A 25,156-nucleotide genomic window follows, 5' to 3' on the forward strand; every position below is an offset into this window, starting at 1 on the left:
CCCTTAGTTACGAACCTCGACCCCGCCCATGATGGCGTAGCCGGTGACCACAAGGCGTTTCAGGTTGTCCGGCGGGCGCGCGGTCTTTTCCGTGAAGCCGCCCATCACCGGCGAGCCGTGCAGGACGACGGTCCAGTCGGCCGGCACCTTGATCGTGATCCCGCCCCAGATCGCGAAGACGTTGATCACGGCTTCGCCCGCCAGTCCGGAATCGCGCAGGTCGATCTCGCAGCCGCCCATGATCGCGGTGATCTCGCCGCCGCGGAAGTCCGGCGTGCTGACGCGGCGCTCGAAGCCGCCGAGGATGGCAGTGATGTCGATCACGTTATCGGCTTTCGCATCGTCCTTGGTGTAGGGACCGGCGTGGACGCGGACCACGCGCCCGCCGCCCAGCGTGCGGTACAGGATCAGCCCGCCCAGGCCTATCATCACCAGCGGCCAGAAGGTGCGCCAGCTGATGAAGTAGTAGCCGAGGCGGTTCAGGGTCATGGCCACGCCGATCGCAATCAGCACGATGCCGGTGATGCGCCCGCTGCGCGGGCCGTCGCTGCACAAGGCCACCAGGCCCGAGGCGACGAAGGCCAGCGGCCAGAAGAAGATCACGTGGCGCAGGTAGATGATGTTCAGGTTATCGAGCAGGAACAGCACGCCGAAGGCCACCACCAGCAGGCCGATCACGACCTGGCCGTTTGCGCCCATTCTTGTGCGGGTATTCCGGGTATCGTCATTGGCCACGGCTGTCTCCCTTCTTGTCGAAGCAGCCCTGGCGGGTGCGGTCCGGGTTGGCGCCGAAGCGGCGCTCGGCGATCGGCTTCACCGCCATGCCAATGCCGCCGACGATGATGAAGAGCGGCCAGCTGTTGAACCAGTTTAGCCCGAACAGGCCTTCGAACACGGCGAACAGCCACAGGCCGATGAAGACGGTCCACAGGCCGTTGACGAATTCGCGTGCGCTCGGATAGCCGATGGTCTGGTTGATGCCCGCCACGACCAGCAGCAGCGGCGCGTAGTGCCACAGGCGGTCGATCTCGTAGATGTCGAGCTGGTCCAGCAGGAACGCCACGCCCAGCCCGATCAGCAGCAGGCCCCACAGGACCTGGCGCCGCAGGTGATACGATGCTTCGCTGTTCATTGAGTCCTCCTTGTTGGAATGAGGACAAGATAACCGCGGACGGTCATCCAGCGAAAGGGCTTTTCGGCGAATGGCGGGGAAAGGCCGGCGAACGGCGGCGCAATCGGCAGACTGCGGGCGAACGGCGGGCGCAAAAAAGCCCGCCGCGTTGCCGGGGCGGGCTCATGCTGTCACCGGTACCGTCACTGGTACACGGCGCGTGGGAATTCAGGCAGCGGGCTGCGCCATCACCATGGTCGGCTGGCCCTTCTGCTGGTTGCGGTACTTGGCCCGTGCGATGGCCTGCTTGACGGCTTCGCGGGCAACGTTGGTCTTGTAAATCTCTTCTCTTTCCTTCTTGCCGCGGTGCTGGGCGACGTGCTTGCTGCCGATTTTCTTGGTCATGGCGCTCTCCTGTGAGGCTGGGGTTGGTGCCGCTTCAGGAACGCGAGGAGCCCATCTTGTCGTCATCGGCCGAGTGCATCAGCATGCCCCAGCCGAGCTGGCGCCGGATTTCTTCCGGCGTCGGCGGCGGAGCACTTTCCTTCGTGCGGCGCTCGAGGTACTCGCGCACGAGGTGCTTCGGTGGATGACTCGTCGTTGGCAAAGACATGGACAACCTCCGCTTCCCAAAGGGCGTGGAATCTGGTGCCGATCCTCGAGGCGACCGGCTAACCTGTTGAGGTGGTTGGCGGCCTGCGTATTCGCTGGCGTCCTCACTCAACGCCTTCATCTTATCGAAGCCGCAGCGCACTCACCGTTAGGTGACGCACACTGTGCGGTGGGCCTGCTCCTACACGAAAAAAAGGGGAGCCGGAGCTCCCCTTCCTACTGCAACGGAAAACGACAGACCTTAGAACTTGTACTTCAGGTTCAGGTAGAACTGGCGGCCGATCACGTCAAGCTTTTGCTGTTCTTCCTCGCTGTAGCGGTAGTACGCGCGCTTGACGTTGGTCAGGTTGGTCGCGTCGAAGGTCAGGAGCAGGTTTTTCGTCAGGTTGACGCTGGCATTGAAAGCCAGCGTCGTCACCGGCGCGGCCATGGTCGGCGCGGTCGGCATGCTGACACCGTTCACGACGTACAGGCCCTGGCTGTTGGCGGTCGGCGACGGCGCCGTGCTGCTGTTCACGTATTCGCTACGGTAGTTCGCCACCAGACGCATCGACAGACGATCGTTTTCGAAGTAGCCGCCGAGGTTGCCGGCCCATTCGGATGCGCCGACCATCGGACGGCCATCGTCGACCCTCGTCTTGGCGCGGCTCACGTTGGTGGTGAAGCCGAAGCCGGTGTTCCCGAACGGCTGCTCGTAGGCCACCTCGATGCCCTTGATCCGGGCACCCTGCTGGCTCGAGGTGTTGATCACGTAGGTCTTGGAACCGCCGCTGGCCGCATCGTACAGATCGATGGTGGAGCCGCCGCTGGTACCGGTCTTCACGTAGCCGTCGATCTTCGAATAGAACACGTCCACGCCGACCATCGAACGGCGCGCGAAGTACCAGGCCCAGGACAGGTCCAGGTTATCCGAGGTCAGCGGCTTCAGGTCCGGGTTCGGGCCCGTCACGAAACAGCCGCTGGCGTCGCAGGTCGGGGTACCCAGACCCGCGCCGAGGATGTTGTAGTTCTGGCGGCCGATGGTGCGGCTGGCGCCGAAGCGCGCAACCTGCTCCTTGGTCAGCTCGTAGCGCAGGTTCAGGCTCGGCAGCCAGTTGTTGAACTTCTTGTCGGTCTTGGCGAAGTAGTAGGTGTTGCCCGACTTGTTGTTAAACGGGTACTTGGTCTGGTCGTCGTAGTACGGCTGCAGGTCGCCCGAATCCGTGATCGCGCCCGGATAGGCCGCGCACGGGATGGCTTGCTGGCCCGGCGCCGCACGCACGCAGGCGCCGGCGGGGATCGGGGTCGGGATGTCGGCGTTGATGTGGGTCTGCACGAAGCGCAGGCCCAGGTTGCCGGACCAGCGGTCACCTTCCAGGTTGGCCATCAAATAGGCCGCCGCCTGGCGCTCGCGCATGTGCAGCTCGGAGAAGATGCGGCGCTCGTACTGGTCGGTGGTTTCCTTGGTGTTGGTCGCGAAGTAGTTCTTCAGCACGTCCGGCGCGAAGGTCACGCCGGTATTGTCCCAGCCTGCCGGGCCGTCGAGGTCCTTGCCGAAGTCTGAAGGCCACGGGATGGTGTTGGTCGGACCGGCGTTAAAATCGATCGGCGCGCGATAGGCAGGATAACGGCGCTCGCTGTCACGATGGTGATCAGAGTAGCGCAGCCCGCTCTCGAGCGATTGCACCCAGCCCTTGTCCAGCTTGTACTCGGTATCGACCTGCGCGCTCTTTTCCTTGTCGATGGTCTTCAGGCCGGAAATGGTGCGTACCACCAGTTGGTCCGGCTTGATGCCGGTGCCGTTGTACTTGATGTAGGGAGCGTCATGCACGTCGCCGAGGGCGTACGACAGGCCGGTGCCGAAGCTGGCGTAGGTCAGGCCCTGGTCGGCATCGGTCTTGCCCTGGCCGCGCGTGGTCGACAGCAGGGTCTTGACGGTGAAGTCCGGGGTGACCCGCCAGCTGCCGTTCAGGTCCAGGAAGGCGCTGGTGGCGTTGGCGCCATCGCGGTAAAAGCCTTCCGAGTTGCCGATGTATTGCGGCACGGTCCCGTTGGGGAACACGATGTCCGCGCTCTTCAGCACGCGCAGCTGGTTGCCGTACATGGTGGTCTCGGTGACGATCACCGGGTTCTTGATCGATGCGAACACTTGCGCGCCGCCCGGCAGGCCGGTGGCGTTGGTGTTCGGCGCGGTCGCGCCGGTGGCACCGTCCGCGAGCGACGCTTTACCCAACAGCATCGAGTAGATCGCGCCGGCCTTCAGGCGCCCGTAGTTATTCGCGTTCATCGACGAGTGGAATCCCGTCAGGGTGAAGTCCATGTCCTGGTTAGGCTTGAACTCCAGCGACAGCACGCCGCCCTTGCGGTCGCGTACACCTTCGACGAATTCGGTGGACATCGAGCCCGGCAGCCGCACGCCATTCAGGTCGGCCGCCTTCAGGCCGGTGCCGGCCAGCGATTCGTCGGTGATGCCCTTCATGGTAGTGGTGTTGATGATATCCCAGCCGCTGCTAGTGCCATAGGCCAGGCGCGACGAGGAATCGCGGCGCACGTAGCGCTTCTCGGCAAAGCCCTGGACGATGAAACCGAAGGTGTTCGCTTCGTTTTTCCAGTTGATGGTGGCGTTCAGGTCGGGACCGTATTTGCCCGGCAGGGTCGCATAGCTGGAGCCGACGCTGATCACACCGCCGATGCGCTCTTTCTGCTGCAGCGGTTTGCGGGTGGTGACGTTGATGGTGCCGGCCAGGCCACCGTCGACGATGTTGGCCTGCGAGGTCTTGTAGACGATGGCCTGGTTCAGGACCGAGGATGGCATCAGCGAGAGGCTGGTCGAGCGGCTGCTCGATGCCTGGTCGCCGACGTACCAGTCGCCGCCGGAGACAGTGTGGCCGTTGAAGATGATCAGCGACATATCGGGATTGGTGCCGCGCATCGACACCTTTTCCGCTTCGTCGTAGTCGGTACGCACTGCCACGCCCGGCAGGCGCTGCAGCGAGTCGGCCAGGTTCTTGTCCGGCATCTTGCCGACGTCTTCGGCGGTAATCACCTCGACGTTGGCGGCGGCATCGCGCTTGACGGCCAGCGACTTCGCCATCGAGGCACGGATACCGGTAATCTCGACGCTCTGGATGGCATTGCCAACCGTAGCCCCATTCTGGGCCAGCGCGGGCAGCGCCGTCAGACCCAATGCCATCGCCACGGCGGCCGCGAGCGGCTTCTGATTCAACATTCTCACTCTCCTGAATAGTTATCCGGGGGCAGGTGTATCCCTACCGCGCGCACAGTATTGACGATAGTGAAAGTGTTGGATAATGATAAGTGTTGAAGAATCCATAACCCAAGGGAATGTTTACCGGCCGATGAGAACGGTTGGTTATACTCGCCCGCATAATTTTCATTTTGCAAACATGCCCCCCTCACGGTAGCGTGCAGCTTTGCGTCGCTAGAAAACCACGGAGACACCCCATGCGTACCGCCTGCCTTTTGCTCGCCGCCGCCCTCGCCGGCTGCGCCGCCACGCCCTCAACACCCCCGCCCGCCGTGGCATCCCAGCCACAGGCCCCGGTCCCGCTGGACACCATCCTGCAGAAGCAGATCTATCAGATGAGCCCAGTAGAAGCGGGCCGCTATGTGGCCTGGGTACACCAGTCCGAGCCCGACCTGCGCAAGCGCATCGCGGCGATCGGCCGCAAGAACATCGGCCAGCCCTACACCCTGAACCTGCTGGGCGAATTCCCCTTCGAGGTCCACGACAACCTGCCGATGTTCAGCCTCGATCACAGCGACTGCGTGGTTTTCGCGGAACACACCTATGCGATGGCGCTGTCGCAGTCCTGGGAAGAATTCTTCTGGATGCTGCAGCGCATCCGCTACCGCGACGGCGTGATCGGCGTCGCCACCCGCAACCACTACACCGAGATGGACTGGAACGTCGCCAACCGCTGGCTGGTCACCGACATCAGCGCGGACCTCGCCGGCGCCGCCGGCCCTTCGTATCCGATGACGGTCGACCGCGCGCGCTTCCTGAAGACCCGCCATCACACCGAGCGCAATATCCCGGTCGAGTCCAGCCGCCAGACCTACGTCGCCAAGGACCAGGTGGCGAGCATCGCCAGCCAGCTGCAGGAAGGCGATTTCGTGAACGTGATCTCGACCCGCAACGGCGAATACTGGGCCTCGCACGTGGGCCTGGTGGTGCTGGGCCCGGACGGCCAGCGCCACTTCCTGCACTCGTCCGAGCCGCAGGTGCGCGAAGAGACTTTCGAATCCTTTATCGCGCGGGCCGCCGCGCGCGAGGAGCGCAACCGCAAGGAAGGCAAGAACGGCCAGGTGCTGGCCGGCTTCAAGTTCCTGCGCCTGAACGACAACATCGTGGTGCCGCCGATGGCGCCGCAGCCGCGCCCCGGCGCCGGCGCCTGATCCTTTCTCTCCCCGCCTCCTTTACGGGCCGCTCGATGCGGCCCGTTTTCATTTCTTCTTCCCATTTCCCATTTTCATCTTTATCTGTGCAATTAGGAAATTAATTAAATACGGAAATTAATTTCCCATTTTCAAATAAACAGGGAAAGATTTAATTCCCTTATATCGGTTGAGCACTGTCAAACCCATCAATCTTTGCGAACCGGATAATAAACTTACTCAGCAATAAGCAATCTAAACAGCGGTCATTTTTTAATTCTCACCGAACATTTCCGCGCAATAAGAAATAAGAAAACCAATACGACGCCGATTTAGCTTGGCGATATCCCCGAGAAAAACACAACCCGCAACCACGCAGCCTTTCCGAGATCATGCCCAAGCTAAATCAAGGCCTTGTCGGCCAGTTTTGCTCCAGAATGGTATCCCTGCACCGCAGGACCAAAATCGCCATGATGGTGACAGCCGACCTGATCGCGCTGCCATTCTGCTTTCTCGTCGCTATGCTGCTGCGCGGCGGCGACCTGAAACTCGCTTCCCATTTCGGACCCGCTTCTTATGTATTGGTGGCGGTGGTGACGATTGCTGCATTTTCCGTCTCCGATCTTTACCGCGCCGTTATTCGCTTTATTGATCAACGTCTATTGAGTGTCACGGGACTCGCATTGGCCGTCGCGATTTTATGCGCGTATATCGTGATGTTCGCGATTAACGAGGAACGATTCCCGCGCAGTGCATTGACGATTTACTGGTTCATCGTGTTTTCCTATGTGGTGGCGTCCCGCGTCGGAATGCGCAATTTCCTGCGCAATCAGAATGCCAGGCAGCGCTGCGCCGCCGAGGTGGTCGCCATTTACGGCGCCAGCGAAGCCGGAGCCCGCCTGGCCCAGGCCATGCGCGGCAGCGACGAATACCGCCCGGTTTGTTTCTTCGACGACAAGCATGCCCTGAGCGAGCGCAACGTCGCCGGCCTGCGGGTCTTCCATACCGACCGCCTGGCCGAGATCGTGCAGGCCATGTCGATCCGCTCCATCGTGCTGGCCCTGCCGGGGGTGTCGCCGGAACGCCTGCGCGACATCATGCAGCGCCTGGCCCAGGCCGGTGTCGCCACCAAGATCCTGAGCCGCCTGGTCGATCTGTCCGACGACAAGCTCACGCCAAGGGAAACCATCCGCGAGCTGAAGTTCGAAGACCTGCTGGGCCGCCCGCCGGTGCCGCCGCGGGTCGACCTGTTCGCCCGCTGCGTGCGCGGCAAGACCGTGCTCGTCACCGGCGCCGGCGGTTCCATCGGCAGCGAGCTGTGCCGCCAGATCGTCACCGTGGCGCCGAGCCGCCTGCACCTGCTCGACCACTCCGAGTTCGCGCTGTACACGATCCGGCAGGAGCTGGTCTCGCGCTTCCCCGACATCCCTATCGACGCCCACCTGGGCTCGGTCTGCAACGCCGAACTGGTCGAGCGCATCCTGCGCGACGGCAAGGTCGACACCATCTACCATGCCGCCGCCTACAAGCACGTGCCGCTGGTGGAAACGAATATCGTCGAAGGCCTGCGCAACAACGTGGTCGGCGCCCAGGTGGTCGCTTCCCAGGCCGCCAAGCACCGCGTCGAGACCTGCGTGCTGATCTCCAGCGACAAGGCGGTGCGCCCGACCAACATCATGGGCGCCAGCAAGCGCATCGCCGAGCTGATCTTCCAGGCCGCGGCGGCCCGCCACGGCGCCCACACCACCTTCTGCATGGTCCGCTTCGGCAACGTGCTGGGTTCCTCCGGCTCGGTCATCCCGCTGTTCCAGCGCCAGATCGCCCGCGGCGGCCCGCTGACCATCACCCACCCCGAGGTCTCGCGCTACTTCATGCTGATTCCGGAGGCGGCGCAGCTGGTGATTCAGGCGGGCGCCATGGCCAAGGGCGGCGACGTGTTCGTGCTCGACATGGGCGAACCGGTACGCATTGTCGACCTCGCGCGCACCATGATCGCCCTGCACGGCCTGACCGAGAAGAACACCCAGAACCCGGCCGGCGACATCGAGATCCGCTACGTCGGCCTGTTTCCCGGCGAGAAGCTGCACGAAGAGCTGCTGACCGACGGCGTGGTCTTCCCCAGCGACCACCCGCGCATCATGCGCATGAAGGAAAACGCCCTCCATCCCAGCGTGCTCGAGACCTTCATCACCTGCCTGATGATGGCCTGCGAGACCCACGAGCGCGCCATGATCGAGTCGATGGTCAAGGCCATCGTCACCGAATACACCCCGCAGCAGGCCCCGAATGCGCCCGCGCCGGTCGCCGTGGCCGAGGCGCCCAGGCTGGGCCTGATCAGGAAATTCGTGCCGTTCCGTATCTAACTATTTAACGAGGACACTCATGCGTGACGAAAGCAAACCGGCATATCTCGAACAGCTGACCGAGCGGCTGGACAAACGGACGGCCGTGATCGGCATCATCGGGCTTGGCTATGTCGGCCTGCCGCTGACCCTGCGTTATTCCGAGGCGGGCTTCCGCGTCCTCGGCATCGACATCGACGGCGCCAAGATCGAGCGCCTGAACCGTGGGGAAAGCTATATCAACCACATCAAGTCGGCCGACATCGAGCGCGCCCGCGAACGCGGCTTCGAAGCCACCAGCGACTTCACCCGCGCGGGCGAGCCGGACGCCCTGATCATCTGCGTGCCGACCCCGCTGAACGCCTACCGCGAGCCGGACCTGTCCTTCGTGCTCGACACCGCCGACGCCCTGCTGCCCTTCATGCGCCCCGGCCAGGTGCTGTCGCTGGAAAGCACCACCTATCCCGGCACCACCGACGAGGAACTCAAGCCGCGTCTGGAGTCGCGCGGCTTCACGATCGGGCGCGACGTCTTCCTGGTGTTTTCGCCCGAGCGCGAAGACCCGGGCAACCCGAACTTCCACACCCGCACTATCCCGAAAGTCTGCGGCGGCGTCACGGCGTCCTGCCTGGAGGCAGGCATCGCCCTCTACAGCCCGGCGATCGACAAGGTGGTGCCGGTCAGCTCGACCCGCGCCGCCGAGCTGACCAAGCTGCTGGAGAACATCCACCGCGCCGTCAACATCGGCCTGGTCAACGAGATGAAGATCATCGCCGACCGCATGGACATCGACATCCACGAAGTGATCCGCGCGGCCGCCACCAAGCCTTTCGGTTTCACCCCCTATTACCCGGGCCCGGGCCTGGGCGGCCACTGCATCCCGATCGACCCCTTCTACCTGACCTGGAAGGCGCGCGAATACGGTCTGCACACCCGCTTCATCGAACTGGCCGGCGAGATCAACAGCGACATGCCGCACTGGGTGATCGGCAAGGTCACCGACGCGCTGAACCTGCGCGGCAAATCGGTGATGGGCAGCCGGGTGCTGGTGCTGGGCATCGCCTACAAGAAGGACGTCGAGGACATGCGCGAATCGCCCTCGGTCGAACTGATGGAGATCCTGCGCGACAAAGGCGCCGTGGTCGATTATTCCGATCCCCACGTGCCCAGCTTCCCGCGCATGCGCGAGCACTACTTCGACCTGAAAAGCGTGGAGCTGAACCCGCAGACCATCGCCTCCTACGACGTGGTGCTGCTGGCGACTGCCCACAGCGGCTTCGACTACGAGCTGATCCGGCAGTACGCCGCCCTGGTCGTCGATACCCGCGGGGTCTACCCGACCGCGCTGCCGAACGTCGTGAAAGCCTGAGGACCGCCATCATGCGCCACTATCCCGCCCCCATCCAGGACCGCAAGATCCGCTTCGCCTTGGTCGGCTGCGGCCGTATCGCCAACAACCACTTCGAGGCGCTGCGCAAGCACCAGGACCGCGCCGAGCTGGTCGGCGTCTGCGACGTCGACGCGCGCGCCCTCGACCGCGCCGTCGGCCTGACCGGCGCCGAAGGCTACGGCAACCTGGAGCAGATGCTGCGCGAGGTCGATGCCGACATCGTCGTGGTCACCACGCCGTCCGGTCTGCATCCCGAGCAGGCGATCCAGATCGCCCAGAGCGGCCGCCACGTGATGACGGAAAAGCCGATGGCGACCCGCTGGGAGGACGGCAAGCGCATGGTGGCCGCGGCCGACGCCGCCGGCGTGCGCCTGTTCGTGGTCAAGCAGAACCGCCGCAACGCCACCCTGCAGCTGCTCAAGAACGCGGTCGACAAGAAGCGCTTCGGCCGCATCTACATGGTCAACCTGAACGTGTTCTGGACACGTCCGCAGGAGTACTACCGCAGCGCCAAATGGCGCGGCACCTGGGAATTCGACGGCGGCGCCTTCATGAACCAGGCCAGCCACTACGTCGACCTGATCGACTGGATCGTCGGCCCGGTCGAGAGCCTGCAGGCCTATACCGCCACCCTGGCGCGCGATATCGAGGTCGAGGACACGGGCGTCCTGAGCCTGCGCTGGCGGAATGGCGCGCTGGGCTCCATGAACGTCACCATGCTGACCTACCCGCGCAACCTGGAAGGCTCGATCACGATCCTGGGCGAGCACGGTACGGTGCGCATCGGCGGCGTGGCCGTGAACGAGATCCAGCAATGGGAATTCGCCACGCCCGATCCCGACGACGAGAAGGTGCTCGATGCCAGCTACGAGACCACCTCCGTCTACGGCTTCGGCCATCCGCTCTACTACGACAACGTGATCAAGGTGCTGCGCGGCGAAGCCGAGCCGGAAACCGACGGCCGCGAGGGACTGAAGTCGCTCGAGGTGCTGATCGCCGCCTACAAGTCGGCGCGCGACGGCAAGCGCGTGGCCCTGCCGCTGGAGTACTGATCGTGAACGCGCCTCTCGATACCAATGCGGTTCATGCGAGCGCCATCGTCGATGCGGGCGCCGTGCTGGGCCCCGGCACCCGGGTCTGGCATTTCTCCCACGTCTGCGGCGGCGCGCGCATCGGCGCCGGCTGCTCGCTCGGCCAGAACGTCTTCGTCGGCAACGACGTGGTGATCGGCGACCGGGTCAAGATCCAGAACAACGTCTCCGTCTACGACGCCGTGACGCTCGAGGACGAAGTGTTTTGCGGCCCCAGCATGGTGTTCACCAACGTCTACAACCCGCGATCGGGCATCGTGCGGAAGGACCAGTACCGGCGCACCCTGGTGCGGCACGGCGCCAGCATCGGGGCCAACGCCACCATCGTCTGCGGCGTGACGATCGGCGCCTACGCCTTCATCGGCGCCGGCGCGGTGGTCAAGCACGACGTGCCCGACTTTGCGCTGATGGCAGGGGTGCCGGCGCGCCAGGTCGGCTGGATCAGCCGCTTCGGTGAACGCCTGCCGCTGCGCCTGACCGGCAACGGCGAGGCCACCTGCCCGCATACCGGCGAGGTGTACCAGCTGGTCGGCGGCGTCTGCAGCCTGCTTCCCGCCCACATCCAACTTTGAGCCGAGCGACGCGACATCATGGAATTCATCGATCTGAAGTCCCAATACCAGGCGTCCCGCGATCTGATCAACGGCCGCATCCAGGCGGTCCTCGACCATGGCCAGTACATCATGGGCCCCGAGGTCGGCGAACTCGAAGCGCGCCTGGCCGAGTACACCGGCGCGCGCCACTGCATCACCGTGGCCTCGGGCACCGAGGCCCTGCTGGTCGCGCTGATGGCGCTGGGCGTGGGGCGCGGGGACGAAGTGATCACGACCCCGTTCACCTTCATCGCCACCGCCGAGGCCATCGTGCTGCTCGGGGCCACGCCGGTCTTCGTCGACATCGATCCCATCACCTGCAATATCGACCCGGCCCTGATCGAGGAAAAGATCACGCCGCGCACGCGCGCCATCATTCCTGTTTCCCTGTACGGGCAGCCGGCCGACATGGACGAGATCAATGCCGTCGCCGAGCGCCACGGCCTGACCGTCATCGAGGACGCCGCCCAGAGCTTCGGCGCCAGCTACCGCGGCCGCCAGAGCTGCAACCTGTCCGGCATCGCCTGCACCAGCTTCTTCCCCAGCAAGCCGCTGGGCTGCTACGGCGACGGCGGCGCCCTGTTCACCAGCGACGACGAGCTGGCGAAAGCCATGCGCGAGATCCGCGTGCACGGCCAGTCCAGGCGCTACGTGCACACCCGCATCGGCGTCGGCGGCCGCATGGATACCCTGCAGTGCGCGGTGGTGCTGGCCAAGCTCGAACTGTTCGACTGGGAGCTGCAGCAGCGCCAGCGTGCCGCCGCCACCTATGACGCCCTCCTGCTCGGCAACGACGCCGGCGTGCGCCCCATAGGCCGGCGCGAGGACCGCACCAGCGTGTATGCGCAATACACCGTGGTGCTGGAACAGCGCGCCGAGCTGCAGGCGGCGCTGGCCGCGGCGAAGATTCCAACCGCCGTGCACTACCCGGTGCCCATCCACCGGCAGCCCGCCTATGCCCACCTGGACCCCGCGGCCGACTGCCCGGTCTCGGACGCGCTGGCCGGCAGGGTGATGAGCCTGCCGATGGGCCCCTACCTCTCGGATGCGGAAATCCGTACCGTGTGCGCGACCCTGCTGCACGCGGCCAGGGAAACCGCGCCTGTTGCGGCGGCGCTGAGCGTATGAGCGTGCCGGGTTTCTGGAGACACGTCGGCACCGTACTGGGCGGCGCGCTCGGGGCCCAGGCCATGCCGCTGCTGGCCGCGCCCCTGATCACGCGCATGTGCATGCCCAGCGACATGGGCGCGTTCTCGGTCTGGCTCGGGGTCGTCGCCGTCTCCGCCATCGCCGCCACCCTGCGGCTCGAGACGGCGATGATCCTCGACCACGAGCCCGAACAGCAGCGGGTCTGCTTCAGTGTAGTGCTCTATACGGCCTCGATCACCGCGGTGCTGGTGTCGCTGGCCGCCATGGCCGCCCACGCCTTCGGCCTGCCAGCCCTGCGCGAACAGTCCTGGTTCGCGCTGGCGGTGATCGGTCTGGGCACCTGGCTGACCGCCTACACCCAGACCACGCTGGCCTATGCCACCTCGCACAAGGCCTTCGGCAAGGCGGCCCGCGCCAAGGTCTGGGGTGCGGCCACGATCGCGCTCAGCCAGCTGCTGCTGCTGTACTTCGGGGCCGGCGAATTCGGCCTGCTGGCCGGGCAGCTGATCGGCCTGACGGCCGGGCTGTTTGCCGCCACCCTGCTGCTGCGCCCGCCCTCGCCGCGCGTGATGCCGCGCCTGGACCACACGGCGAAGGCCTACCTGCTGCGGCACCAGAAGTTCTGGCGCTTCTCGCTGCCCTCGAACCTTCTCAACGCCCTGGTCAGCCAGATGCCGCTGTTCCTGATCGGCATGCGCCATGGCGCCCTGGCCGCCGGCCTGTACGCCCTGACCAACCGCGTGCTGGCGGCGCCGGTGTCGCTGCTGGCCGCCTCGGTGCTGGAAGTGTTCAAGCGCGAATCCGTGCACGAATTCGAAACGCAAGGCAACTGCCGCCGCGCCTATCGCTACACCTTCAAGGCCTTGTCGCTGCTGGGCATCGGCCCGGCCGTGGTGCTGCTGCTGTTTTCGCCCCAGCTGTTCGCCTTTGCCTTCGGCGATAACTGGCGCCCGGCCGGCGAGCTGGCGCAGATCCTGGCGCCGCTGTGCTTCCTGAACTTCATCGCCAGCCCGCTCAGCTATGTGTTCTTCGTGACCGGCCGGCAGAAAGTCGACCTGATCTGGCAGATCGCCCTGTTCCTGATGACCCTGTGCGCCTTCCTGGCCCCGGGCACGCTGCGCCAGAACGTGCTGTGGTACACGATCGGCTACTCGATGCTCTACCTGGTGTACCTGCGCATGTCCTACCAATGCTCCCAGAACAGGCTGGCGGCGGCATAAGACCAATGAGCTGAGCGATGAGCACGACTACCCACAGGCCCGGCACCAACACGCGCGAGCAGCTCCTGCTGAACTCGGCGTTCTTCCTGCTGTTTCCCGGCTTCTTCTATTACCACACGCTGCTGGGCACGGGCACCACCGGGGCCTTCCTGGGCGGTTATTTCTCGCCGATCTCGATCGTCTACATGCTGCCCCTGTTCTTCGTGTACTACAGGCGCATGCGGCTCGATGCCCGCCGCCGCTCCGCGATCGACCTGCACTACGGCCTGTTCAACGCCTACTTCCTGGCGGTCATCATCGTCAACGCCGCGGCCGGCGCCAACCGCGCCATCATCACCAACCACCTGGTCTGCATCCTGTTCATGGTGAACACCTTCATCATGTTCACCTTCATCGATTTCCAGCACCGCCAGTTCCGCCTGATGGCCTTCGCCAGCCTGGCCGCGATGTCGGCCATCGCCTTCAGCTTTTCCGTCAACGGCGTGTTCTACCTGGGCGCCCTCGGCATCGCCAGGGATGCCGAGAGCCTGGCCACCTACCAGGGCTTCGCGCGCTCCTACCTGATGACCTTCCTGCCGCTGGTCGCCTACACCCGCTCGATGCCGCTGCGCCTGGTCCTGTACGCGGTTGGCGCCGCGACCCTGTTCGTCAACACCGCGCGCAGCGAGTTCGCCGCCCTGCTGTTCGCGATCCCCATCATCGAGTTCTATTTTTCGCGCCACAAGCTGATCTTCCTCGGCCTGGCCGTGGTGATCGGGATGGCCATCTATGTCCATCTCGACGACATCATCGCCTCCCTGCCGGAAAGCCGCATCCTCGAGCTGGTGGACCTGTCGCACTCGACTTCGGCCAACAAGCGCCATCACCTGACCGTGTACGCGCGCCAGACCATCGCCGCGCATCCGATCCTGGGCGACTACGCCAGCTACGCGCCCGGCTATTACTCGCACAACGTGCTGTCGGCCTGGGTCGACCTGGGCCTGTTCGGCTTCCTCTACGTCCTGGCCATCACCATCGTGCCGGCGATACCGATGTTCATCAAGGAGTACCTGGCGGGCCGGCGGCGCCCGGAATTCATCCTCGGCTTTTCCCTGGCCTGCGTCACTGTCCTGCTGTTGATTTCGTCGCACTACTTCACCGACATGCTGATCGGCGCTGCGCTCGGCGCTTACTCGCAATACCGGTTCGAGAGGAAATATGGCAAATATCGTCCACCTCACCTCAGCCCATCCTCGCTACGACACGAGGATCTTCGTCAAGCAATGCAGCAGCCTGGCGGCTCGCGGGCATGAGGTGACCCTGGTCGTGGCGGATGGCCTGGGCGACGAACGGGCCGACGGGGTGCGCATCGTCGACGTCGGACGCCCGGGCGGGCGCCTGCAGCGCGTGCTGCGCACGACCGGCCGCGTGCTGCAGGCCGCGCTGGCGCTCGACGCCGACGTCTACCAGCTGCACGATCCGGAGTTGATCCCGGCCGGCATGCGCCTGAAACGGCGCGGCCGCCAGGTCGTGTTCGACTCGCACGAGGACGTCCCGGCCCAGCTGCTGGCCAAGCCCTACCTGAACCGCTTCTCGCGGCGCGTGCTGTCGACCGCCTTCGCCGCCTACGAGCGCCACGCCTGCCGGCGCTTCGACGGCCTGATCGCGGCCACGCCCTTCATCCGCGAGCGCCTGGCGGGCATCAATCCGAACACGGTAGACGTCAACAATTACCCGGTGCTGCAGGAATTCGATGCGGCCCCGGACTGGGAGCACAAGGCGATGGAAGTCTGCTACGTCGGCAGCATCTCGGCGATCCGCGGCATCCGCGAACTGGTGCGCGCCTGCGAACTGCTGCGTACGCCCGCGCGCCTGTCGCTGGCCGGCAGTTTTTCCGAGCCGGCGCTGGAGCGCGAGGTGAGCGCCTGGCCAGGCTGGGAGCGGGTCGACGCCCACGGCCACCTGGACCGCACCGGGGTACAGCTTGCAATGAGCCGCGCGATGGCCGGCCTGGTCACCCTGCATCCTGTGGTGAATTACCTGGACGCGCTGCCGGTCAAGATGTTCGAGTACATGGCGGCCGGGCTGCCGGTAATCGCCTCGCGCTTTCCGCTGTGGCAGGAGATCGTCGAGGGCAACGGCTGCGGCGTCTGCGTCGATCCGCACGACCCGGCCGCGATCGCCGCCGCCATCGACGATTTCTGCCGCCACCCGCAAAAGGCCCGCCAGATGGGCGAAAACGGCCGGCGCGCCGTGCACGCCCGCTACAACTGGCGCGACGAGGCCGACAAGCTGCTGGCCTTCCACGACGGCCTCGCCCTTCTACCCACCCGCATAGCCTGACCATGAACGCCATCCTGCGCCATTACGATAAGCTGAACGCCACCCTGCGCGAGATCCTGCGCATGCCGGTGGCGCAGCTGCAGTTCGATTCCCGCATCGAGCCCGCGGATATTGCGAAGACTTACCGCTACTACACGCGGCGGCATCCGCGCTACAAGCTGATCGGCAACAAGACCATGGGTGCGGCCCTGATCGATCTCGGCCGATTTACGGGTCCGCCGGCCTATCTCGAGGACATCCAGGGCAAGAACCGCGGCGCCTGGCACGCCAAGCGGGCCCGTTCGCGCGGCTATGTTTGCACCGAGATCGAGCGCAACGAATACGTCGACGCTATCCACGCGATCAACACCTCGCTGGAGGAGCGCCAGGGGCGGCCGATGGACCAGAAGTACCGGGACAAGGTCACGCACTTCGAGCGCCTGCCCCACTTCAGGCATTACGGCGTGCTGGACCCCGAGGGCAAGCTGGTGGCCTATGCCGACATCGGCCACTACGGCAACTTCAGCGCCTTTTCCCGCCTCATCGGCATCCGCAACAACGACGGCATCATGCATTTGCTGATGGTCGACATCGTCGGCCGCCTGCTGGAGGAAAAGCGGGTGCGCTGGGTGATGTACGACACCTTCTTCGGCGCCCAGCCCGGCCTGCAACAGTTCAAGCGCATCCTCGGTTACCAACCCTATCGCGTGAAGTACAGCCTGCAATGAAGAAGCTGCTTAACCGCCTGTACGCGGACTACCTGATGCCGTCGCGGATGGCGGAATACGAGGCCTTGCTGCTCAAGGCGTCGCATGCCGGCTACCGGCAGCTGTCGGTACGCTCCTTCTATCGCGAGGTCCATGCCGGCGAGGACCCGGGCAAGGTGCTGGTCCACCGCCACGACATCGACAGCGACCTGCGCACCGCCCGCAAGATGTTCGAGCTGGAGGTAAAGCACGGCGTCCAGGCCAGTTACTACTTCCGCCTCAGCACGCTCGACTACGGCTTCATGCGCGAGATCGAAGCGGCCGGCGGCGAGGCCAGCTACCACTACGAGGAAGTCGCCACCTACGCCAAGCGGCACCGCCTGCGCCAGGGCGAAGAGGTGCGCCAGCGCTTTCCGGAAATCCGCGAACTGTTCGTGCGCAATTTCACCCGCATCCGCGAGCAGCTGGGCATGCAGATGGCGACCGTGGCCAGCCACGGCGACTTCGCCAACCGCAGGCTGAAGGTCATCAACCACGAGCTTCTGCGCGACGAACAATTGCGCCGGCGCTGCGGCATCGAATGCGAGTCCTACGACACCGAGCTGCTGCGCCACTTCGACCTCTACATCAGCGACCGCCCCTACCCGGTCTATTACTACCCGATGTCGCCGTTCGCGGCGCTGGGCCAGCACGAGCGCATCTGCTTCCTGACCCACCCCGTGCAATGGGAAACCAACTGGCTGGAAAGCACCCGCTGCAACCTGCTGCGGCTGGCCGAGGAAGTGGCGTGGCACAGATGAACATCCTACTGATCAATCATTACGCCGGCTCCGTGCGTCACGGGATGGAGTACCGGCCCTACTATTTGGCGCGCGAATGGGTGCGGCTGGGGCACAAGGTGACGATCGTCGCCTCGTCCGAGTCGCACGTGCGCACGCTGGCGCCCGAGCTGCACGGCGCGCCGCAGCTGGCCGAGACCATCGACGGCATCGACTACCTGTGGCTGGCCACCCCGCCCTACCGCGGCAACGGCGTGGTCCGAGTGCGCAACATGGCGGCCTTCGTCATGCGCCTGCGGCGGGACGGCGCGGCGCTGGCGGCCAGCCTGAAGCCGGACGCCGTGATCGCCTCGAGCACCTATCCGCTCGATATCTGGCCGGCGCACCGGATCGCCCGCCTGGCCGGCGCGCGCCTGCTGTTCGAGCTGCACGACCTGTGGCCGCTGTCGCCGATGGAGCTGGGCGGCTACTCGCGCTGGCATCCCTTCATCATGCTGCTGCAGGCAGCCGAGAACTTCGCCTGCCGCCGCGCGGACGCCATCGTGTCCATCCTGCCGCGGGTGCGCGAGCACCTGGAAGCCCACGGCATGGCGCCGTCCAAGCTGTACCTGGTGCCGAACGGCGTCGATCCGGCGGAGTGGGAAGGCGGCCCGGCGCTACTGCCGGCGGCCCTGGCCGACACCCTGGACGAGCTGCACCGCCAGGGCAAGTTCGTGGTCGGCTACGCCGGCACCCACGGCATCTCGAATGCGCTCGAGACCCTGCTCGAGGCCGCGGCCCGGCTGCGCGGCCAGGCGGTGGCCTTCGTGCTGGTCGGCGGCGGCCCCGACAAGCCGGCGCTGCTGCGCCATGCGATCGAGCTCGGCCTCGACAACGTGCATTTCTTCGACCCCGTGCCGAAAGCCCAGGTGCCCGCGCTGCTGGCGCGCTTCGACCTCGCCTACATCGGCTGGCAGCGCCAGCCCCTGTACCGCTTCGGCATCTCACCGAACAAGCTGATCGACTACATGATGGCGGCCCGCCCCATCCTGCATGCGGTCGAGGCCGGCAACGATCCGGTGGCCGAAGCCGGCTGCGGCCTGACCGTGCCGCCGGAAAACCCGCAGGCGGTGGCCGACGGCATCCTGAACCTGCTGACCATGGGCGCCGAATGCCGGGCCGTGCTCGGCCAGCGCGGCCGCCGCTTCGCCCTCGCCAACCATACCTATCCCGTCCTCGGACGCCGCTTCCTGAACGCATTTGCTGGAGAACTTAGCCATGGCTGAACATCACGACTCCGCTGCCGCAATTGTCGCCCCCGCCGCCCCCGCCGCCGCGCTTGCCGCCGCAGTTGCTGCCGACGCTGCGCCATTCCTGCCCTTCGCCCTGCCGGACATCGACGAGGCGGAGATCGAGGCCGTGGTCGCCTGCCTGCGCTCGGGCTGGGTCACGACAGGACCGGCCACGCGCCAGTTCGAACAGGATTTCAAGGCCTACCTGGGCGGCGAGGTGGAAACCATCTCGGTGAATTCCGCCACGGCCGGCCTGCACCTGGCCCTGGAAAGCCTGGGCATCGGCCCCGGCGACGAAGTCATCGTGCCGACCCTCACCTTCACCGCCACCGCCGAGGTGGTGCGCTACCTCGGGGCCAAGCCGGTCTTCGTCGACGTCGAGCCCGAGCGCATGAACCTGTCCATCGATGCCGTCGAAGCCGCCATCACGCCGCGCACGCGCGCCGTGCTCCCGGTCCACTACGCCGGCCTGGCCTGCGACATGGACGCCCTGCTGGCCCTGGCCCGGCGCCACGGCCTGCGCGTGGTCGAGGACGCGGCGCATGCCTTCCCGACCCGCTACAAGGGCCGCCTGGTCGGCACCCTCGACAGCGACATCACCGTGTTCAGCTTCTACGCGAACAAGACCATGACCACCGGCGAAGGCGGGATGGTGGTCACGCGCGACGCCGAGCTGGCGCGCCGGATCCGCCTGATGCGCCTGCACGGCATCAGCCAGGACGCCTTCAACCGCTACGTCTCGCGCACCCCGGCCTGGTATTACGAGGTCGTGGCCGCCGGCTTCAAGTACAACCTGACCGACATCGCCTCCAGCATCGGCATCCAGCAGCTGCGCAAGATCGACCGCTTCTGGCAGCGCCGCGAGCACCTGGCGCGGCGCTACCACGAAGGCCTGGCCGGGCTGCCGCTGCAGTTGCCGCCGCTGGCCGAGACCGAGGCCGGCAGCACCCATGCCTGGCATCTGTATGTGGTGCGCCTTACGCCGGAGGCGCCTATGGGGCGCGACGAGCTGATCCTGAAGCTCTCGCAGCACGGCATCGTCACCAGCGTCCACTTCATTCCGCTGCACCGCCAGCCGGTCTGGCGCAATTCCTGCGAGCTGTCCGCCGAGCAGTTCCCGGTTGCCGAAACCTGCTACGAGCGCATCCTGAGTCTGCCGCTGTACACCAAGATGAGCGACGTCGACCAGGACCGCGTGATCGCCACCCTGCGCGAGCTGCTCGCATGATGGGCGGCGCCGCCAAGCGCCTGTTCGACGTGCTGGCCGCCGGCGCCGGCCTGCTGCTGCTGGCGCCGCTGCTGCTGGCGGTGGCGCTATGGGTCAAGCTCGACTCGCAGGGTCCGGTGCTGTTCCGCCAGGTGCGGGTAGGCCGTCATGGCGTGCCCTTCGAAATCTATAAATTCCGGACCATGGCCCATTGCCCGGACGGCGGCCGCCAACTGACGGTCGGGCAGGATCCGCGCGTCACGCGCGCCGGCCACTTCCTGCGCCACTACAAGCTCGACGAACTGCCGCAGCTGCTGAACGTGCTCGAAGGGACAATGAGCCTGGTCGGCCCACGCCCCGAAGTGCCGCGCTACGTCGAGTGCTATCCGCCGGGGGTACGCAACACCGTGCTCTCGGTCAGGCCGGGCGTCACCGACCTGGCGGCCATCCTGTACAAGGACGAGAGCGCGATCCTCGGCCAGGCGGGCGACCCCGAGCGCGCCTATGTCGACACCATCCTGCCGGTCAAGCTCGAGTACTACCAGCGCTACGTGCGCGAGCGCTCGTTCTGGCTGGACCTGCGGATCATCTTCCGCACCCTGGCGGCGATCGTGCGATGAGGACACCATGGCCTGGTCCCAGCTCCTCCACCTGGGCGACCTGTCGCTGACCCTGCCGGCGGGCGCCGCCATCGCCGCCTGGCTGCTGGCCGCCAAAGCCTGGCGCGCGGCCTTCGGCTGGAGCCTGGTGTTCGCGCTCGCCCTGGCGCTGGTGGCGGCCACCAAGATCGCCTTCCTCGGCTGGGCGACCCGCCTGCCCGCGCTCGACTACAAGGCCATCAGCGGCCACGCCGCCAGCTTCACCGCGGTCTTTCCCGTGCTGACCTTCCTGCTGCTGCGCCCAGGCGGCACGATGCTGCGCCTGACGGCCACCGCCGCCGCGCTGGCGCTGGGGGCGATGGTGGCCGCGTCCCTGGTCCATGCCGGCGAACACACGGCCGCCGAGGCGATCGGCGGCTGGCTCATCGGCGCCGGCGCATCGGTGTGCGCGATCCACCTGACCGGCGACGTCGCCACGCCGCCGGCGGGCAGGGCCCTGGTCTGCTGCCTGGCCGCCTGGGTGGCGGTCGCCTGGATCCTCCGTTCGGCCTCGGTCGGCTACTGGATGATCAAGGTGGCGCTGGTCCTGTCCGGCAACCACTACCCCACCCCGTGGGACAACTGCGGTTAGCACTCTTTCTTAACTCCTTCACTACGGGAGACGTTCATGAGCAGCACCATCCTTCCCAAGATCCAGTGGCAGCGACAGAGCCAGCTGGACAGCAACTCCGTTCACTCGCTGCTGATCTCCCTGATGCGCGGCCTGGCCGCGCTCCAGGTCGCCGCCGCGCATCTGCGCTCGGAAATGTTCCCGGGCTTGAAGGGAATGGTCGATCCGCCGCTGTATTACCAGCTGCTGGCCTTCGCTACCGGCTTCGCCCACCAGGCAGTGGTCGTGTTCTTCCTGATCAGCGGCTGGCTGGTCGGCGGCAGCCTGCTCAACCGCATCGGCCAGCCGGGCGCCTTGCTGTCCTATGTCATCGACCGCGCGACCCGTTTGTGGACGGTGCTGCTGCCGGCCTTGTGTTTCATGCTCGCGGTGGGCATTCTCGTCGCGGACGCGGATCCGGGACGCGCCGATCTCGCGGCCGCGAACGAATACTCGGCCGCCAGCTTCTTCGGCAACCTGGTCGGCCTGCAGACTGTGCTGGTCAAGAACTTCGGCGGCAACTACGCGCTGTGGAGCCTGGCCAACGAAACCTGGTACTACGTCCAGTTCCCGCTGCTGCTGTTCGTCTTCATGAGCCGCAGCCGCCTGCGCCAGCTCGCCGCCGCCAGCGCCCTGGTGCTGATCGCCGGCGCCCTGCCCCAGACCATCACCCTGTACTTCGCCCTGTGGCTGCTGGGCGCCGCGTTCTCGCGCGTGCGCGTCGAATGCGGCAACGGCCTGCGCATGGCCCTGGTTGCGATCGGCCTGTCGTGCTCGGTCTACTTCCGCCTCCACGGCAGCAACGACGACCTGAGCTTCGATTCCTTCCTGCAGGACCTGGTGTACAGCCTGCCGCTGCTCTTCATCCTGGCCTCGCTGCAGCGTCCGCTGATCCTGCGCTCCCGCTTCAACCAGCACCTGGCGAAGGTGGCGCACTTGCTGTCCGAGTTCTCCTTCACCCTGTACGTGATCCACATCCCGACCATCAAGCTGCTGCGCTACCTGGGCGAGCAGGAGTTCGGCCGCAGCAAGCTGGCCGTCGATGCACCGCTGGACTATGCGATCTACGCCGGCATGCTGCTGGCCCTGCTCGGCACCGCCTGGCTGTCCTACCGCCTGTTCGAAGCCCATACCTTCCGCCTGCGCCGCGCTATCAAGAATGCCGTGCAGCCGCAGCGTGTTCGTCCCGCCATCGTTTCCGCCTCTGCTGAATAAGAGCGATTGCGCTTGAGCCGGCGCGTCCTGCCCCTGGGCGGATGCGCCGGCTTCTTTTTTCCCCTCCCTTTCTCCCGTTCGCAGGCCTTTACGGCGCGCTTTGCCGGCATCCCCATCGTCGCGCAGCGTCTGTCGCGCCGGCACCGATCGCAGCCGCGGAACTGATCGCAGCCGCCGGCACCAGACGTAAAAAAGCCGGCCTGAAATCAGGCCGGCTGTCTTTCGAGCGGCGGCGCCGAAGCTTCAGCTTGCCGAGAACCCGATCTGCCCTGCCGTTCCGAAGCGGTTGTAGGCGCCATAGGTGCCCAGCCGCGGCGCCAGGTCGTTGAACAGCACGCCCTGCGGCGAGATGCCGGCGTGGTTCAGGCGCTTGATCGACTCGTTGATCTCCGATTCGTTGGTCCGCCCCGAGCGCGCGACGATGAAGACGGCGCCGGCATGCGCACCGATGATCAGCGCATCCGCGACCGCCAGCAGCGGCGGCGGATCGATCAGCACCAGGTCGTAGTGCGCGCTGACCTGCTCGAGCATGCTGCCGAAGTTCAGGTGCAGCAGGAATTCCGAGCGGTTTGCCGGCAGCTCGCCGGTCGGTACGAAGTCCAGGTTTTCGACCACGTCGTGGCGGATGACTTCGTCGACGCGCTTCTTGCCGAGGATGGCGTCCGACAGGCCGCGCTCGCGCTTGACGCTGAAATAGCGGTGCAGCTGGCCGTTGCGCATGTCGGCGTCGATCAGCAGCACCCGCTTGCCGCTGGCCGCCATCACGGCCGCGAAGTTGGCCGAGACGAAGGACTTGCCGAGGCCGTGGGTCGGCCCGGCGAACATCACGATATTGTTGCGGAAGTGCGGCATCGCGAACTGCAGGGCCGCGCGGAAGCTGCGCAGGCTCTCGACCGCCGCATCTTCGGGGATGATGCGGGCCAGCAGCGGCAGCGCGCCGCCGTCGCCCTTGGCCTTGCGCATCAGCTTGTCCTGGTTGCTGCTGTGCGGGATGGTCGCGTAGACCACGCGGGCGTGCAGCAGGCGCTCGATCTTCTGCGGGTCGTCGATCCCGCCCATCATGGCCTTGCGCGCGAAGGCGATCAGGGTGCCGAGGAACAGGCCGGTGACGACGGCCAGCGCGACGATCAGAGGCCTGTTCGGCTTGAGCGGCTTCTCCGGCGGCACCGGGGCGTCGACCATGCGCACATTGCTGACGCGGCCCACGGAAATCAGGCGCAACTGCTGGGCCGTGTTCGACAGCGCCGTGTAGAGGTCGGTGTTGACCTTGATGTCGCGCGTCAGGCGCGCTTCGTCCTGCTCCAGCACGGGCAGCGACTTGATGCGCGCGTTGACCTCGTCGATCTCGGCCTCGACCTCCTTGCGCTGGCGATTGATGGCCGCCACGATCGGGTGGTCTTCGGTAAAGCGCGACAGCAGTTCCGTCTTCTTCTGAATCAGGTCGATACGGCGGGCGCGGGCGGCAGCGGCCTGCGCCAGGCTCATGCGCGCTTCTTCCTGCAGATCCACGGTGCCGTGCTCGTTGCGGAACTGGTTGTAGCGGTCCTCGGCCTGCTCGAGCTGGCGTTTCAGGATGGGCAGCTGCTGGTTCAGGAAGGCCAGCGACTTCTCCGCCTCCTCGGTCTTGCGGGCCAGGTTCTGGCGCATGTATTCGCGGCCGATTTCGCTCAGCAGCGTATGGGTGCGGCGCGCGTTCTCGCCCTGCAGCTTGACTTCGATGACGCCGGACTGCTTGCCCTGCTCGGTAATGACCAGGGCGGTCTGGATCGCCTGGATCATCGCCACCCGCGAGATACGGCGCAGCCGGAAGCGCGCGCCGGCATTCGCCACCATGCGGTCGACCTTCAGTTCGATCATGCCGTCCGGCGTCGGCACGCGGTAGCGCAGGCCGACGTTGCCGTCGAAGACGATGCGCTGGCCGCCACCCGAGAAGCGGTAGCGCCCGTTGCCGAGCGCGGTGAGCGCGAACTCGCGCCCCAGCCAGGCTTCGGGCACCTCGAACACGGAGACCTCCGCCTTCTCGGCCCCCCAGACGTAGCCGCCGTAGCCGAACAGTCCCGGCTCGGACAGGGCATTGCCGTTCTGGTTGGCGAACCAGAAGCCGGCGATCGGGAAGTACTTCGGCTGCACGTCGATGTAGAGCTGCAGGTTGTCGACCGCGCGCGAGACCACCATGCGCGAGCGCAGCAGCTCCATCTCGGCGATCGCCGCCTTCTTGGTCTCGAACAGCGAGGACGCCTCGCTGAGGATGTTCTTCGACGCGTTCGGGCTCTCCTCCTCGACGTGGATCATCAGGTTGGCCTCGAACACCGGCATGGCGACCAGGGCGTAGAGCACCGCCACCAGGGTGATGAAGGCTGTGATCCCGCCGATCAGCCAGCGATTGTCGAAGGGCGTGTGCAGGTAACCCTTGAGGTCGAAGACGGGTTCTTCGGACGGCCCGCCGACCGCGCGCGGGTCGAAAGGCACGCTGACGATGGGCGGGGTACGGACGACGGGAGTCAGGGGATGCGGCTCGCCAGGGGTACTCATGTTCGTGCTCC

22 protein-coding genes are annotated in these 25,156 nt (G+C 65.8%); 16 read left to right on the forward strand and 6 right to left on the reverse strand.

Going from position 1 to position 25,156, the window contains the following annotated elements; genetic code table 11:
• Positions 1 to 3: 3 nt before the first annotated feature.
• The 5 genes from AC07PE_RS21525 to AC07PE_RS21545 form a co-directional block, all read right to left on the reverse strand.
• Positions 4 to 735 (reverse strand): LiaF transmembrane domain-containing protein, encoded by a 732-nt coding sequence (locus AC07PE_RS21525; protein ID WP_498768270.1) that lies wholly within the window; start codon positions 733 to 735, stop codon positions 4 to 6.
• Positions 725 to 1,132, reverse strand: a complete 408-nt coding sequence (locus AC07PE_RS21530) for a LiaF transmembrane domain-containing protein (RefSeq protein WP_498768272.1) — start codon at positions 1,130 to 1,132, stop codon at positions 725 to 727. The genes AC07PE_RS21525 and AC07PE_RS21530 overlap by 11 nt, the downstream gene beginning before the upstream one ends.
• 207 nt (positions 1,133 to 1,339) lie before the next feature.
• A complete protein-coding gene (locus AC07PE_RS21535) occupies positions 1,340 to 1,516 on the reverse strand; it encodes a hypothetical protein (protein WP_498768274.1) in 177 nt (58 codons plus the stop codon).
• Positions 1,517 to 1,550: 34 nt separating this feature from the next.
• A complete protein-coding gene (locus AC07PE_RS21540) occupies positions 1,551 to 1,724 on the reverse strand; it encodes a hypothetical protein (RefSeq protein ID WP_498768276.1) in 174 nt (57 codons plus the stop codon).
• 240 nt (positions 1,725 to 1,964) lie between these two features.
• Positions 1,965 to 4,931 carry a TonB-dependent receptor gene (locus tag AC07PE_RS21545; protein WP_498768278.1) on the reverse strand — a complete coding sequence of 989 codons (2,967 nt, stop codon included), beginning with the start codon at positions 4,929 to 4,931 and terminating at the stop codon, positions 1,965 to 1,967.
• A 236-nt stretch (positions 4,932 to 5,167) separates the two neighbouring features.
• Between AC07PE_RS21545 and AC07PE_RS21550 the strand changes: the two genes are divergently transcribed.
• From AC07PE_RS21550 to AC07PE_RS21625, 16 genes are all read left to right on the forward strand, one after another.
• Complete coding sequence (locus tag AC07PE_RS21550; protein ID WP_498768280.1) at positions 5,168 to 6,121, forward strand: N-acetylmuramoyl-L-alanine amidase-like domain-containing protein; 954 nt, start codon at positions 5,168 to 5,170, stop codon at positions 6,119 to 6,121.
• A 500-nt stretch (positions 6,122 to 6,621) separates the two neighbouring features.
• Positions 6,622 to 8,463 (forward strand): polysaccharide biosynthesis protein, encoded by a 1,842-nt coding sequence (locus AC07PE_RS21555; RefSeq protein WP_498768587.1) that lies wholly within the window; start codon positions 6,622 to 6,624, stop codon positions 8,461 to 8,463.
• 19 nt (positions 8,464 to 8,482) lie between these two features.
• Positions 8,483 to 9,811 carry a nucleotide sugar dehydrogenase gene (locus AC07PE_RS21560; RefSeq protein ID WP_498768282.1) on the forward strand — a complete coding sequence of 443 codons (1,329 nt, stop codon included), beginning with the start codon at positions 8,483 to 8,485 and terminating at the stop codon, positions 9,809 to 9,811.
• An 11-nt stretch (positions 9,812 to 9,822) separates the two neighbouring features.
• Positions 9,823 to 10,884 (forward strand): Gfo/Idh/MocA family protein, encoded by a 1,062-nt coding sequence (locus tag AC07PE_RS21565; RefSeq protein ID WP_498768284.1) that lies wholly within the window; start codon positions 9,823 to 9,825, stop codon positions 10,882 to 10,884.
• Between the two features lie 2 nt (positions 10,885 to 10,886).
• Complete coding sequence (locus AC07PE_RS21570) at positions 10,887 to 11,495, forward strand: acyltransferase (RefSeq protein WP_498768288.1); 609 nt, start codon at positions 10,887 to 10,889, stop codon at positions 11,493 to 11,495.
• An 18-nt stretch (positions 11,496 to 11,513) separates the two neighbouring features.
• A complete protein-coding gene (locus AC07PE_RS21575) occupies positions 11,514 to 12,644 on the forward strand; it encodes a DegT/DnrJ/EryC1/StrS family aminotransferase (protein WP_498768290.1) in 1,131 nt (376 codons plus the stop codon).
• Positions 12,641 to 13,885: a lipopolysaccharide biosynthesis protein gene (locus tag AC07PE_RS21580; RefSeq protein ID WP_498768292.1), complete on the forward strand. Its 1,245-nt coding sequence runs from the start codon at positions 12,641 to 12,643 to the stop codon at positions 13,883 to 13,885. Before AC07PE_RS21575 ends, AC07PE_RS21580 begins: the two co-directional genes overlap by 4 nt.
• 17 nt (positions 13,886 to 13,902) lie before the next feature.
• Positions 13,903 to 15,177: a hypothetical protein gene (locus AC07PE_RS21585; protein ID WP_498768294.1), complete on the forward strand. Its 1,275-nt coding sequence runs from the start codon at positions 13,903 to 13,905 to the stop codon at positions 15,175 to 15,177.
• Entirely contained in the window at positions 15,083 to 16,207 is a 1,125-nt protein-coding gene (locus tag AC07PE_RS21590) for a glycosyltransferase family 4 protein (RefSeq protein ID WP_498768296.1), read from the forward strand. Before AC07PE_RS21585 ends, AC07PE_RS21590 begins: the two co-directional genes overlap by 95 nt.
• 2 nt (positions 16,208 to 16,209) lie before the next feature.
• Complete coding sequence (locus AC07PE_RS21595) at positions 16,210 to 16,914, forward strand: hypothetical protein (RefSeq protein ID WP_498768298.1); 705 nt, start codon at positions 16,210 to 16,212, stop codon at positions 16,912 to 16,914.
• Positions 16,911 to 17,693 (forward strand): hypothetical protein, encoded by a 783-nt coding sequence (locus AC07PE_RS21600; RefSeq protein ID WP_498768300.1) that lies wholly within the window; start codon positions 16,911 to 16,913, stop codon positions 17,691 to 17,693. Before AC07PE_RS21595 ends, AC07PE_RS21600 begins: the two co-directional genes overlap by 4 nt.
• Positions 17,690 to 18,937 carry a glycosyltransferase family 4 protein gene (locus AC07PE_RS21605; RefSeq protein WP_498768302.1) on the forward strand — a complete coding sequence of 416 codons (1,248 nt, stop codon included), beginning with the start codon at positions 17,690 to 17,692 and terminating at the stop codon, positions 18,935 to 18,937. Before AC07PE_RS21600 ends, AC07PE_RS21605 begins: the two co-directional genes overlap by 4 nt.
• Positions 18,930 to 20,171: a DegT/DnrJ/EryC1/StrS family aminotransferase gene (locus tag AC07PE_RS21610; protein WP_498768304.1), complete on the forward strand. Its 1,242-nt coding sequence runs from the start codon at positions 18,930 to 18,932 to the stop codon at positions 20,169 to 20,171. Before AC07PE_RS21605 ends, AC07PE_RS21610 begins: the two co-directional genes overlap by 8 nt.
• Positions 20,168 to 20,770 (forward strand): sugar transferase, encoded by a 603-nt coding sequence (locus tag AC07PE_RS21615; protein ID WP_498768306.1) that lies wholly within the window; start codon positions 20,168 to 20,170, stop codon positions 20,768 to 20,770. The genes AC07PE_RS21610 and AC07PE_RS21615 overlap by 4 nt, the downstream gene beginning before the upstream one ends.
• 7 nt (positions 20,771 to 20,777) lie before the next feature.
• Positions 20,778 to 21,380 (forward strand): phosphatase PAP2 family protein, encoded by a 603-nt coding sequence (locus AC07PE_RS21620; RefSeq protein WP_498768308.1) that lies wholly within the window; start codon positions 20,778 to 20,780, stop codon positions 21,378 to 21,380.
• Between the two features lie 36 nt (positions 21,381 to 21,416).
• Positions 21,417 to 22,613: an acyltransferase family protein gene (locus AC07PE_RS21625; RefSeq protein ID WP_498768310.1), complete on the forward strand. Its 1,197-nt coding sequence runs from the start codon at positions 21,417 to 21,419 to the stop codon at positions 22,611 to 22,613.
• 243 nt (positions 22,614 to 22,856) lie between these two features.
• Here the strand turns inward: AC07PE_RS21625 and AC07PE_RS21630 are convergent, their stop codons facing one another.
• The gene (locus AC07PE_RS21630; RefSeq protein WP_498768312.1) at positions 22,857 to 25,145 is read right to left on the reverse strand and encodes a polysaccharide biosynthesis tyrosine autokinase; all 2,289 of its coding nucleotides are present in this window, start codon (positions 25,143 to 25,145) and stop codon (positions 22,857 to 22,859) included.
• Between the last annotated feature and the right edge of the window lie 11 nt (positions 25,146 to 25,156).

The organism is Telluria sp. GW821-FHT07G12, assembly GCF_059418525.1.